The 13687-nt window shown below is 35.4% G+C and carries 13 protein-coding genes; 1 reads left to right on the top strand and 12 read right to left on the bottom strand.

Annotated features, from left to right (window positions below):
• Window positions 1-143: 143 nt before the first annotated feature.
• The 10 genes from ACVWM0_RS00320 to ACVWM0_RS00275 form a co-directional block, all read right to left on the bottom strand.
• On the bottom strand, window positions 144-602 hold the full coding sequence (locus ACVWM0_RS00320; RefSeq protein WP_476472668.1) for a Dps family protein: 459 nt from the start codon (window positions 600-602) through the stop codon (window positions 144-146).
• A gap of 96 nt (window positions 603-698) precedes the next feature.
• Complete coding sequence (locus tag ACVWM0_RS00315; RefSeq protein WP_476472667.1) at window positions 699-1247, bottom strand: TetR/AcrR family transcriptional regulator; 549 nt, start codon at window positions 1245-1247, stop codon at window positions 699-701.
• 101 nt (window positions 1248-1348) lie between these two features.
• Entirely contained in the window at window positions 1349-2014 is a 666-nt protein-coding gene (locus ACVWM0_RS00310; protein WP_476472666.1) for an ABC transporter ATP-binding protein, read from the bottom strand.
• Window positions 2015-2029: 15 nt separating this feature from the next.
• Window positions 2030-3094: an ABC transporter permease gene (locus ACVWM0_RS00305; protein WP_476472665.1), complete on the bottom strand. Its 1065-nt coding sequence runs from the start codon at window positions 3092-3094 to the stop codon at window positions 2030-2032.
• A 127-nt stretch (window positions 3095-3221) separates the two neighbouring features.
• Window positions 3222-3347 (bottom strand): hypothetical protein, encoded by a 126-nt coding sequence (locus tag ACVWM0_RS00300; protein WP_476472664.1) that lies wholly within the window; start codon window positions 3345-3347, stop codon window positions 3222-3224.
• A 135-nt stretch (window positions 3348-3482) separates the two neighbouring features.
• On the bottom strand, window positions 3483-4559 hold the full coding sequence (locus ACVWM0_RS00295; RefSeq protein ID WP_476472663.1) for a WxLIP family cell surface protein: 1077 nt from the start codon (window positions 4557-4559) through the stop codon (window positions 3483-3485).
• Window positions 4560-4633: 74 nt separating this feature from the next.
• A complete protein-coding gene (locus ACVWM0_RS00290) occupies window positions 4634-5236 on the bottom strand; it encodes a hypothetical protein (protein ID WP_476472662.1) in 603 nt (200 codons plus the stop codon).
• 45 nt (window positions 5237-5281) lie between these two features.
• Window positions 5282-5836: a hypothetical protein gene (locus tag ACVWM0_RS00285; RefSeq protein WP_476472661.1), complete on the bottom strand. Its 555-nt coding sequence runs from the start codon at window positions 5834-5836 to the stop codon at window positions 5282-5284.
• Window position 5837: 1 nt separating this feature from the next.
• Window positions 5838-6221, bottom strand: coding sequence for an LPXTG cell wall anchor domain-containing protein (locus tag ACVWM0_RS00280; RefSeq protein ID WP_476472660.1), 384 nt, complete (start codon window positions 6219-6221; stop codon window positions 5838-5840).
• An 18-nt stretch (window positions 6222-6239) separates the two neighbouring features.
• The gene (locus tag ACVWM0_RS00275) at window positions 6240-9098 is read right to left on the bottom strand and encodes an L-type lectin family protein (RefSeq protein WP_476472659.1); all 2859 of its coding nucleotides are present in this window, start codon (window positions 9096-9098) and stop codon (window positions 6240-6242) included.
• A gap of 993 nt (window positions 9099-10091) precedes the next feature.
• Between ACVWM0_RS00275 and ACVWM0_RS00270 the strand changes: the two genes are divergently transcribed.
• Window positions 10092-11990 carry a P-loop NTPase fold protein gene (locus ACVWM0_RS00270; protein WP_476472658.1) on the top strand — a complete coding sequence of 633 codons (1899 nt, stop codon included), beginning with the start codon at window positions 10092-10094 and terminating at the stop codon, window positions 11988-11990.
• Window positions 11991-12056: 66 nt separating this feature from the next.
• On the opposite strand, the gene ACVWM0_RS00265 is transcribed toward ACVWM0_RS00270, so the two are convergent.
• On the bottom strand, window positions 12057-12557 hold the full coding sequence (locus tag ACVWM0_RS00265; protein ID WP_476472657.1) for a hypothetical protein: 501 nt from the start codon (window positions 12555-12557) through the stop codon (window positions 12057-12059).
• Window positions 12558-13055: 498 nt separating this feature from the next.
• Window positions 13056-13526 carry a hypothetical protein gene (locus tag ACVWM0_RS00260; protein ID WP_476472656.1) on the bottom strand — a complete coding sequence of 157 codons (471 nt, stop codon included), beginning with the start codon at window positions 13524-13526 and terminating at the stop codon, window positions 13056-13058.
• Window positions 13527-13687 lie beyond the last annotated feature (161 nt).

Genomic DNA, 13687 nt, shown 5'->3' with positions numbered 1-13687 from the left:
ATAATCCCCATTCCCACGCGTCATCTCTTGACGCAAATCATTAGTAATTATACTAGGAATCCCTATAAGAATCAAAGAGAAGTGTCTTTAGAGACACAAAAAGGCACTTTCTTTCATAGAAAGTGCCCCATTTAATCTTCTTATTAGTTGGGTGCTTTGCCTAATTCCGCTTGAAGCATCCAAATCGTTTTTTCTAAGTCGCCCTTCATCCCAATAAAAATATCTTGAGACACATGGTCTTGTTCGTCTTCTGTTGCTTTAATCCCGTCACTACACAACTCGCATAAATAGCGGTAACCTGTCAGTAAGTTCTCTAATCGCGATGTCATGGAAACGTCAAAGCTTCCTACCTCGTCTTTGATTTTAGTGTGTTCAGCAAATTCTTTCAAGGTTGAAAATGGACTACCACCAATTGTAATTAGTCTCTCGGCTACTACGTCTAAGTGGCCATCAATAGCGTCCATGAATTCATCCATCTTAGGATGAAGCTCCAAGAAACCTTGACCTCTCATGTACCAGTGTGTTTGATGAATAACGACTGAAAATTGACTTAAATCTGCTACGGCTTGATTCAATACTGCTTTCGTTGTTTCATTACTCATAAATAAACGCCCCTTATCATTTGATACCTCTATTGTAACATTGAAGCGCTTTTTGGCACAATGATAGCCATTATAGAAACAAAGTAAAAAACGTCACTACCTATGTATACCATAAAAAAAGAGATCAAATTTAGCAGAAAAGTCGGAGGTTTCCCCTTTTTCTTCACTGCTATTATTAAGATAAGAAGCTATCAAGATAAATAACTGACTAACTGCCAGTTCGACATCAAGAGTATCCCTTAACTTATCCTTATTATTCTCTAGTAACCTCACAAACGGTAATTTATACGAAGACATGAACATCTGATACAGTTCAGAAGATATGTGAGGTGACAGACTATGTTGAATATCGTGTATCATCACAAACAAATTGACCGGTTGCCTGTGCTTTAAACTATCAACCATTTGCATCATTTTATCTTCCAAAGATAACTCATCCAATGTAGCTATCTTTTCTAGCTGTTCCTTACTCTCCATAGACAACCTACGCATCACTTCAAAGTAAATCTCTTCTTTGCTCTTAAAATGATAATAAATGGTTGGTTGTGTGACACCTAGTATCTCAGTTATTTGTCTGGTTGAGGTGGCCTGATAGCCTCTAGTCATAAATAACTCTTCTGCCACATCTAAAATTTTATCATACATATCGATCCATCCTAGCTTTCAAAGTAATCTCTATCAAAGAATACCATATTAAGACACCGAATAGTTAACAGATGAATAAGTCTGGACATTTAGGGCCATTGTTACTGAACGAGGGATAAAACACCGTCCTCCATTCGTAAGACACGGTCACACTGCTCAACCATTCGCATATCATGAGTCACCATGATGGTCGCTTTGTTTCTCTCTTTTGTTTCTTTAGCCAGTATCTGAATGACTTCATAAGCCCTGTCCGTATCTAGACTCGCTGTTGGTTCATCTGCCAAGATGATAGAAGGATCATGGTAAAGAGCGCGAGCAATCGCGACTCTTTGACGCTCACCACCAGACAACTCCTCGGGGTATTTATCCACCAAATGCTCTATACCCAACTCCTTCAATAACTGTATCTCTTTATCTGATTTTTTCTTATTAATTTTGTCGACCAACATTAATTGTTTCTTCACCGTTAAGAAAGGAATCAGGTTAGACGATTGGAGAATAAAACCAATCTGTTCAAAGCGAATATTCGCTCTTACTTTTTCTGACTCCTCACTAAAAGGCTGATCGTTAATAAGAACCGTTCCTGACGTAGGCTGTTGTAGCCCTCCCGCGATGGTCAAAAAAGTACTTTTACCTGAACCTGACGGACCAATAATCGCCACAAATTCTCCCTGTTTGACACTAAAGGTTGTTTCTTGTAGTGCCAATATGTTCGTTTCCCCATCCGTAAAGGATTTGGTCACCTGTTGTAATACTATTCCGTTCATTCCGCTCTCTCCTTTTTATCCAATCGCTTTAAGTGGATCAATTTTGACAATCGCCTTCACTGAAAACAACGCACCTAAACTAGCAAAAGCAACCATCAAGAAACTGATGCTTCCATAAAATAGCAGGTTGCTTTCAAAAGGGACTTTAGAAGGCAAGACATAGGCTGTTCCAACGGTACCCAACAAACCAATCACTACCCCTGTTACGGTTAATAAAAACGTTTGAATCACCACAGATGTCCCGATGTAGCGACTAGAAATACCTTGCGCTTTCATGACACCAAATAAATCCGTTTTTTGCATGGTTAACACGTACATAAAAATCCCAACAACAATCGATGCAATTAAAATCAAGAACCCAATCATAAAACCAAACGTTAGGACTTGGGCACTATATCCAGGAAGCTTTTGAATAAAGGTCGACACGTCAATGTTCACCACATTTTTTGGTAAATCACTGACTTTCCCTTTAGTCACAATCCCATTGACTTTAACAGGCTGCTTTGTTCCTTGGTCTCCATAACGTAGCTGTTGATACGTTTCTAGTGACGTATACAATACAGGAGATACATTGAATTTAGCATTCTCTGTAAACCCAACGACCCTTACCACATTATCGTTACCTGATATCTTCAGCTGATCACCAATCTGAACGTCGTATTCTTTTTGCAGGCTCCGGTCTGCCACCACTTCCTTGTCCTCAGCGAACATTTCTCCTTCCGAAACCTCTGGGGCTAAAAATTGCTCCCCATCAATACCGAAAAATATAGCATTTAATGATGCATCTGTGCCTTTTTTAGACACAACCCCAGGCAATTGTGACACGACAGCCTTATCCTCGGCGGTTATCTGATCTAGCACCTCATAATCAATCATAGACATCCCCAGATTGTTATTAGCATCCTTCATCAAGATGATGCTGTCTGCATCCCATTTATCAACGGCCGTCCGATTATCTTGCGCTAACCCAAAAGCTAGCCCTGTTAAAAAGAAAACCAAGTAACTAATTAAAAAAATCATTCCTGTGACTAAAACATACCGATACTTAGCGTATTTTATTTCATTAATGGCTAAAAACATCCTTTTCCCTCCTACTTATCACTTGATAAGTAGACTATAACATACAAAATACTAGGAACGTAAATCATTTGCTTTGAAGCAAAAAAAAAACACCTTCCAAAAAGGAAAGTGGCCATTGTATCTCTTATTAGTTAAAAATTTTGGGACCTTTACGCATGTTTTTTATCGAATTTTTCGGTTCGCTCATTTTTTTAGAACGTCCACCCGATTGTTTGCTTTTAATTAGCTCTAACATCTTTGCTTTATCTTTCATCTTCTCTACCACCTTCACTTGTTGCAGGTTTCATTGTACCTTGATACAGCTGTCGATACAAACCTTTTTTTCAAAAAAAGACACCTGCCAACTAAATGGAAAGTGTCTTGTGATGAGGACTCATTCATCCTCTGTTTATTTTTTCTTCTTGCTTTTCTTTTTAGTCTTGCTTGCTTTCTTATCTTCTTGTTCTTTTTGTTTCTTTTTCAACAAGATGAACCAGATAATTACTAGCAATACCAATGCTAACAAGGCACCAATCACAATATATACCCACATAGGCAATGATTGATGTGACCCTTGATCAACCGTTAAAGCATTCATTTCTTTTGCTTCTTTTTCAGTGATTTTGAAGGTTTCATCAAATGTCCACTCGTTATCTTTAGCATCTGAGACGGTTAAATGAAGGGCGTATTCTCCAGCCTTTAATCGATCATTCTCCCAATCAATCGCAAAGCCATAGCTAGACATCGGTGCTAACTGCATGTCATTGTCATAAGACACTTCTTTCACGACTTTGTTTGTGCCTTTATCTGTGACTGTTCCTTTATAAACCAAGTGACCGTAAGCATCTCTTGTTGGATTCTTTAAGTATGCTACCACACTCGTACGGCCAAACGACACGGCAGGTTCAACTTTCTCTAAAATTAAATCACGGGTTACTTCTGTATCTGTCTCCGTTAATTTTAGGCCAATAACATAGCCATAACTGTTGCCGATTTGACCTTCTGCTTGGTTCGTTTCTGCTTTAGTCACCTGGATCCCTGCTAATAGCTGACCATCATAAGCGTCTTTTGGCATGGTTAATTCAATCGGAACTTCTTGACTGCTATGGCTTGGTATCGTCACAGTGTCTTGAATGTTAGCTATTTTCGTCATGTCGTAGTCTTTGTCTGTGACCTTTGACATCGAACGGTCATAGTCAATAAACCCTTGAGCATTAGTATAGGCTTGGTTAACCGATAACTCATAGGTCCCTTCCTCATCTGACGTATTATTCACTTGAATGGTAATCGTTTGTTTATCCGATGGCTTCATTCTTAAATCAAAAAAAGTATTTTCTTTGGTTATCTGATTATCAGGTAGTACCGCTTGAACGTCGTACCCTACTGTACTGTTGTCTGTCTCTGCGAAAGTGAGTGTCCCAAATGACACCATCATTAATAGACCTAAAAACAAAGCAGCCAATTGTTTTCCTTTGTCATGTCTCATTCTTCTAACCCCATCCTAGAAAAAGAGCGCAACATCTAACACGTCACACCCTCTTTGCTTTATTCATGTTATGTTTACTCAGCTGTTGGTGTATTAAATAATTGATACTCAATCGTACCGTTTAATTGATCCCCTGCTTTTAAAACACGCTCTGTATCTGTAAAGTTGATAGCCACTTCATTAACCACTTTTGTCAGTAAACCTGTGTTGGTGGTGTTTGTTTTGTCCGTTGCTGATTTAAAGACAACCCCTTTTGAACCTGTTGCAGCAATTTCTTCACCATCCACTTTAAATGAAGTTACTTTAAAGGTATGTTTATCTGATTTAATTTCATTTTCTTTCACAGTTGCTTTAACTGACCAGTCACGTGCACTTCTATCATTAAAGACTTCAATCGTGTTGCCTTTTGAAATAGCACCATCTAATTGATACACATTATTTTGTAGTGTTGAGGTAAAATCAAATGTTCCTGGTACTTTTTCTAATGTTAAGTGTTTTTGATTTTTGTCTGTTGGGTCTAAAGGATCTACGCCACCATCTTTATCGTCAACGTCTTTAATAGTGATAGTTGTTGGTGTTTCTTTACCTTGTCCTTGAACTTCTGCTGCTTGGGCTACGCCTGCTTGTAATCCGATAAATCCTAATACTGCTACGCTCATTAATGTTACTTTTTTCATGTTGTTATTTCCTCCAATTTAATTGAAAGCGAACCATTCATTTTTTTAATTCGCTTCTGGTGTATTGATTAATGTGACCGTTTGTTTGGCGGTATATGTTCCCGCTGGCAAACCTGCCCCTATATCTAAACGAATGCCTTCTTTGGGTATTCGGTATTCATAACGTTCTTCTTTTGTAGAATAAGCTGTAACTAATTGCTGATTCTCTTTAGGGACAACGGTAACAGATCTTCCTTTGTAAGAAAGATCCCCTGCCCCTTTTGGTGTCACTAGTTGGCCTTTATCCAGTCGCAATGTAATCGGTGTAGCATCTGGTGTATCAAATGCGGTTAATTGATAGGTTAATTGCCACGGGGTTGCCTTATGTTTTCTTTTATCTTGTACCACTACCACAAAATCATTCTCTGCCTGAAGGACCTGTCCTACATCCTTTGCTGAACGCTCTTTGAACCTAGGTACAGAAACCACCTCTAATGTTAAGGGGTTGTCCACTATCTCTATGTGAATATTACTCTCTTGCCTAGGAGCACTTGCGCCTAGCACCTGAGTGGGTAATAGACATAATAAGCATAGTAGGAAAGGGATTATCCATTTACGCATCTTACACCTTCCCCTTCCGGTACCAATAACTCAGTATCCCAGAACCAATAAGCAACACACCAAGAAAGGTTAATACCCCGTTATACCAATCACTGGTTTGAGGTAACCAGCCTTTGCGATTCCCCTGTTGCTGGGAACCATGGTCCCCTTTAACTGGCGTGTTATAAGTGGTATCTTTACCATTGTCATGGCTTGTATCTGGTTTATCTTCTGGCTTGTTACCTGGTTTATCTGTGGAATGATTGGTGCCTTTTGTTTCCTCATGAATTAACGTGAAATGGATATCTTGTACATTGGTATCCGTCACTTGCTGATCCGCATAAACGGGTGATACTAAGACCACTGTAGAAATCAGTAAGATAACATTCATTATGATTGTCTTCATCTTCCTATTCTCTCACTCCTACTCTGGCTCTGGCGTGTCATACAATTTCCACTGAACACTCACTTGTTTACTATAATCCCCAACGGGTAAGTAGGTATCATTTTGTAACAACACTCCTTGGTCATTGCTCCACTCTTGTTGATAGTGATAAGCCCCTGTCGTGTTAGACAACTTCTTACTCAGAACACGTCTTGTATCTGTTCCTAAAGGGAGTGTCTCTTGGTGACCATTTTTCCAAACCAAATTGAACGTTGGTTTGTTCTTTTCTGGATACACTAAAGTTGCGCCTATCCACCAATTCTGATTGTTCTCTCGGCTATCAATAACCTTTAGCGACATGGATTGATTCGTATCTCGGGCTAAAAGTCCCTTACTCTCTCGCACCCCACGCTTCGTCCATCGCAAGTCTTCAGGTGCTTCTTCAAAGGATAAACGACCCTTCAATGTTAGTTTAAACGTCAACTCAGCAGGTTCTTTAATGAGAGTACCTTCTGAATTTTTACGATAGACTTCAATCCGCAAGTCATTTTCTCCATAAGAAGCATCCTTATCTTGTAGATAAAAAACCTCTTTCTTGAAGGTTTTACTACCTGATGTCTTAGCCGTTGACAACGTTTGTAGACGTTGATTGTTTTTGACTAACCTAAACTCAAGATCATTGTCCTTATCGTCTTCCTGCCAATAAAAAGGGACGGCATAGCCTTCTTTACCAACCGCATCTTTATAGTCTGATACTGATTGGGACATCGTTGATTTCGTGTCAGTCAACGATAGATTCGTTGGTGCGTTCGGTGTCTTAACTTCGAAATAGGCTGACCCACTCTGATAAGTTGCCTCATTATTGGTGCCTTTTTCCCAACCAATAACAGCACTCGAAACCTCTGTTATCACACGATCTTTTTTATTTCCAATGGTTTGTGCCTCGTAACTTAAAGTCACTGACTCTCCCTTATTTAGAACTAAGTCTGAAAAAGTCGTCTTTATCTGACCTGTTTTAGCATCCACTTTGGTCAGTCCCTTAAATCGTTGCCCTGTGTTGGTAACAGCTGTAATATTTTTAATACGGTTTCCATCGATGATCTGCCCATCAAAGCTACTTTGCCACGTGCCAATCTCCATCGGTGCTTCCCCTCGATTAACAGTGAACACAGAAGTTACCTTGACTGATTCTCCGTTAATAACTGACTCTGAAAAGTCGCTCTCCTTTGGCCGAGAGATAACCTTGTTATATTTATCAACGACCTCTGTTTTGATACTAGCATCTAGTTCCACAGGAGGTTGTGTAAACACAAATTTTGTTTCTCCACTCGCCGCCCCATTGGCCGCTGTGAATCCCCAATACGCTCTATTCCCATTAGCTCTCAGTTGAAGCTCTTCCTCCAAATCGTGCCAAGGAATAACCGTTGGTGGCGTGGTTGCTTGTGTCACAGGATTTTTTAAGTAGTAGCTGAATTCTCGGCTTGCTCTGTCAAAGCTATAACGGAATTCATACCACGTACCATCTTGAATATTCGAGCTAATCGCACCATTCAAAGGCATCACACTGTTGTGCTTGACCCTTGCGTTTTGACCATTATTGAATAGACCGGTAAACCAACCCGTCACATCATCACTGGTACCAGGCGTCATGGCTTGATAGCCTTTATCTAAGCTACCTGGGAATGTGTACGCCATATGCGGTTCACCAATCACCCCAACATCAAAGGCGTTGGGTTTCGACTTATCTGTGTTTTTATTCGTGAATAAATCAAACTCAACAGCTACAGAATGTTGTACTGCTGCCATGTCAGGCGTCTCATACCCACTTCTATAGGAACCATTTTTACCATACACTCCTAAGTTTTGACCATCTGTCGCATCCTTAGCAAGAGTTAACGCGTTTGTTCCTCTACCATCGTTATGCATCACAAAAGCAAACCCATCTGCTTGACTTGTTCCAAAGTTAACGTAATTTCTTCCCTCAAAAGAGGTGGAGAAATCCATACGGTAAGCTCTTGTTGACCAGATAGATGTCCAGTTCTTACTCCCTGACAGGGAAATTTCTGAATAGGGTAAGCCGTTATTTTTGCTAGATTCTCTTATAGATGTCACCCTAGCTGAATTATTAGAACCAGCAAACAACCTATCTAAGGTAATAGCACCTTTAGGAATTGAACTTGCTCCAGTACCTGTCGCAAAACTTGTTCTACTAGAGAACACAGCTGAACGCTTGGCTCTCACCAAAGGCTTTTCTGCTTCTTTAGAAGAAGTGGTGGTTGTCTCCTTCGTTGATTCCGTTAACAGTGTAGAGGCAGAGCTTTCTGTCTTTTCTTCACTTGTTTCTGATGGTTTTTCTTCTACTGCGTTAGATGAAGGAGACGTTTCTTGGCTTGTCTCTGTCATTTCCTTGCTTAACTGGTCCTCATTAACTGATGTTTGTGGCACATTAGGCAATAAAGAGAAGCCCTTCTCTTCTGTTAAGTATTCCCATGAATCAGCATCCTGTAATTGATACCTAACAAATAATTCGCTAGGTTGCTCTAAAGTCAGCTTGGCTTCTGTCACTGTCGATCCCTCAAGAAGCGACACATATCCCTCTTCATTAGGAATTAATACGTTACCTTCCTCATCTGTCAGAATAACCGCCGTGTCCGCTACCTTCACTTGCACCTCAGTAGGAAGTGAAGCATCACTAACTACTAACGTCAGTCGTTTTTCTAACCCATCACCGTCTTGTAACTCAACGGATAAATGATCATCCTTTAATATTTTTTTAGAAGCAGAAAGAGAAGAAATAGTCGTTTCAGCCAGTACAATCGCCGGTGAAAACAAGGTTTCGAGCAATAAAAAAAGACTTATCATTATTATCATGTAACGCAACGTCTTACCTTTCTTCAACACTATTCTCCCCTTTCCTCTATTTTTATAACACTTGTTTATTTATTGAAAACATATCATACAAAATCACAGAAACAAACACAAAATAAATGCTTTGTTTTCTGTAAATATGTGAAAAAACTTATTTTCATTTCAGTAAGAATGAATATTCCTGAGATAATATATCACATATTTTATCCTTTGTAACCATTATTTCAAAACATTACATATTAATAGATAACTATCATACATTTGGTTGATAAGACGTTCGTTTTTCATTCTATGTTTAAAATGAACATAAAAACACACGTTAATAATAGTGGGATAAAAAAATCACAAACTATTACTTATTATTCTTTTTTTATTCCAAATGTCATTTGATAACAACTAATAAACCTTTTTATGCTAAATGAGCTATGTATGTGATCAGAACGCCATAACAGAACATCTATTATATTATCTATAACAAAATGTTATAGATAAATGACTTGAATAACCATTTGGAATACACCATAGAAAAAGCAGGGATATTACCTTATTTTTAGGCCTGACAACAAAAAAAGACACCTTCCAACTAAATGGAAAGTGCCTTTGATATTCTGTATAAAAACGAATGAACGTTTTGAGAATTGTGATGCTTTACGAGCTTTTTTAAGACCTGATTCTAACAACTTTTATTGTCATAAGTTTCAAAAAGCTTTAATAGCAATCTTTTCAATCAAATGAAACACCCATGATTTCATCTAATTTCAGTCAATTTCATCTGAATGGTGTGAACTTTTAACTAAAAACTATAATTTTGAGCTAGAAATTATCAAAGTTCACACCACTATTTTAAGATGATAATAGTAAATAACTACAAATTCATTTCCTAACTAAATTCCACATTACTTTCAACTTTTTGTGTATAATTGGATACGTACTTATGAGTTTTAAAACAACAGTATTTCAAATAAAAATATTACTTACAAAAACAGAAGCTGTTTAATCCATTAAAGAAAGGAAGCCTTTAAATTGCATCACACTCTCACTGATAATTATCAAAAAGATGTTATTGAACCTACTCACATTGATACTACTATATCTGCAAGTAATTTCTCAAATTTGTTAAGAAATAACAAGACATATTTTCTTAATGGCGCATGGGGTTCTGGGAAAACAGAATTTCTAAAAGAAGTTGAAAGTTACTCTGAAAAAAAATTTATTACCTTAGATTTTTGGAGAATAACTGATGAACGTTCAGTAGTTTCTATCGCTACCTCAAAACTTCGCCCCATAACTTATTGGGGGTTAAAGACTATTATGGTATTATCTGTTGTTATTTCAATTTTAATGACAAATATTGTAAATTTGGGACTCTCTAAATTTCTAAATTCTCTCTTTATAGCTCAAGTTGCTGGAGTATTATCTTTACTTGTAGCAGTGTGGAGTTTTTTTAAAATTAAATCCGACTTATTTTATGTTAAACTATTAAAAAATTATTCTTTTAAAAATAAAGTACTAGTTATAGATGACTTCGATAGAATTGATCCTCTTACACAAAAGCAAATATATACGTTATTTAACATTCTCGAAGGTAATATACCTATTATTTTTGTTGGTGATTACAATAAATTATCACAAAATAATGGGAAATTCCTTCAAAAAATAATCAACCGTAAAGTAGAGCTTCCCTTTGTTTTACAGCCACAAAACATTTGGGGTGAGTACTTTAAAGAACTAAGTAATAAACTGCATTCTCCTATCCCTGACGTGTTTGAAAAAATAGCTATCCATGATCAACGTAACTTGCGAGAACGAGAACAATTTAATGATTATGTTAACAACGAATTTTTTACTCGTAAAAAATTGAACTATGTACAACCTACACATCAATTATTAGTCATATATGTTTATTTATTTTATCCAGATTACTATAATATTCTATTATCTGATTCTGAATTTGAATTTTCAGAAGAATTTAAAACTCAAGAAGACAATAACTCTATATTCAAAAATACAGATAATCTTCACTATCTCCTATATGCAATGCAACGAAATGAACCTAATGGATATCCATATCCATTCATGAAAAATAGAAAAAGTTACTTTTTATATGAACAGCCTTTAAATCAAACTATACAAACTTTAGATTCGTTCATACAAGATGATGCTGTTTTAGAAAAAAATCTCTTATCTGATATAAATTCAGATTTTTACACTTATATAGTTACTAATTATAGTAACTTTGAAAAAGAAAAAATAAATAAAATATTTATCGCTTCTTTAAAATTAGTAATAAAATATAAATATAGTCCTTTAATACGTTATATTATCACTGAAAAGAACGAGAAAATAATGCCTAGAAAACAATACCTTGGAGATAATGCATGGGGAATTCCTGAAGAGCGAGTAAATAAAAGCAATCTGCAAATTCACGAAGAAATATATAATTCGTGGCATAACATATTAAACAAACATGATTTCGATTTTTCTCAAGAATTATATCTACTTGAAAAATATACCGAGTTACACTTTCACGCATTGGGTGTGCTATTCTCAGAAATTGATATCTTTGAAAATAGTTTTAAAGATGCTAACCGAAAGGACGTATTACTATGTACATATCTTTCTTCAAAAAATCTATACGCTAAGATGAAAGACTGGCCAGAAGGTATTTGGCTTATACTTGAAGATCTATCTGATGAACAGTATCTAGCTTTTTGGGTATCTCAAGGTGTGCTAGACAATGGTAGATCCCATGACTTTGATTTTATTCCTGAAAACAAACAGTATACTCTATGGGAAAATAAACGTGATTTTGAATACCTTAATAAGACTATAGATTACAAATTCATTCTCAATAGAATTCAACAAAGAATAGAAAAGATTGAAAAAAAGGGCTACACTTTTATAAAAAAATCTCAAAAATAGTTATAAGTACTATAATTTTAGACTACTCTTTATACCGAATTGGTTCAAAGAGTAGTCATTTTTAAATTATTTGTTTTTCTTGTTTTTATTACTTCCACTCTTCTGACCTATTTTTATATATATCAGTTCTGCACAAACCTCTGTTAATGGTTCTCCAATTGCTTCTCGATAATTAAATCCAAGTAACTGCATTGTCTTTAGTGTATCTTTGCTTAAAAGTTCTATAAAAACATTCATTGATTTAATCTGTTCTGCACTTGTTGGGGAAAAAGTAGTCAACATTGTTATAACTTGTTTCAAGGTATTATGAAGATATTCTATATCACTATCACTAATTGTTACCTTCTCAAATTCTTCTTTATATGATTGAGCTATTCTTACCGCTTGATCCCGCTCCGTTAGTAATTCATTGATAATCTCATCATAAGTATTTCTAAGTTTATCAGCGTTTTTTTCCTCTTTTACTGATTGGATTTTACTATTAACCATTGTAGCTGTACCTTTAACTGCTAAACTTGTTAACTCAATACCTGCTCTAGTTAATGCTTCAGTAATATTTTGTTCCATAGTTCTCCTCCTAAAAAGTGATCATATTAATTGAGTTTAATCAGTTCATTAATAATTCTATTAATTTAGAAAAATGAATTATCAATTTTTTCTATAAATAGACTAAACTCAAAATCAACCGAATATTCTACCATTTCTTTGAAAAATAAATTTGGATTATTAAAAACTATAATAGGAACTTCCTTTATTCCATAATGAAATATATTATTCCGTAATTTATTTTTTAAAGTGAAAAATGTTTCTTTTTCCTTGATTAGTTGTTCAATCTCAATTATGTGCTTGTCATCAATGATAGATGAATATTTTTTTATTACTTTCGATAAGATATAAGTACTCGTCAAATACGTTTGTAATTTTGAGCGATAGTATAACAATCCATTGAAATTAAATACTGACGGTAAAACATTATTGATAAAATTATTTTGACAAAGTATATTAAATAAAAATAATTGAGTTTCTTTAGGTAAATTCCCATTTAATAAATTATTTCTCTTTTCGTCATAAAAAATAGTCTTTATAAGTTAATTTACGAGAGCTTATAATTAATTTTTTATCTTGACTTATATTTTTATCATAAGGGCTCACAACGACCGAGTTGATAAACTTAGCTATATTCTCAAAATATTTTGTTGCTAATATAAATGTTTCATCATTTATATTTTTTATTGATTCTATTGATCTAATACTTAATAAATTTTCTAAATATATACTCATCTGACTTGAGTTACCATAAGGAACTCCATTAAAAAAGAATACACCTAAATCTTCTTGTCCAAATTTTTGAATATATTTTCTTTGGATAAAATTATAATTTTTGGTTAATAATTCTAATCTACTTATACCTTCTTTTTTCAATATCGTATTAATTTTGTTTACTTTTTTATCTGAATACAATTTATAACTTACTCGTATCGATTTCACCAATTCTTGAAATGGGATATTTTCAAGAATTGGTAATTCCATATCCATATTCTGTTCTTCGAAAAAATTTAACCACCCATCACATACTGATGATAAAAAAGGAATTATTGAAATGTTAAGTTGCTCTTATTTTTCATTTTTTAGTTACTTCACTATAGTATAAAAGATACCTTCTTTGAAAGAAGATATCTTTTTTCATCAAAAATGTG

This window comes from Vagococcus sp. 211 (assembly GCF_056322705.1).
Note: the sequence above shows the minus strand (reverse complement) of the source record. Positions and strands in the feature narration are given on the sequence as shown.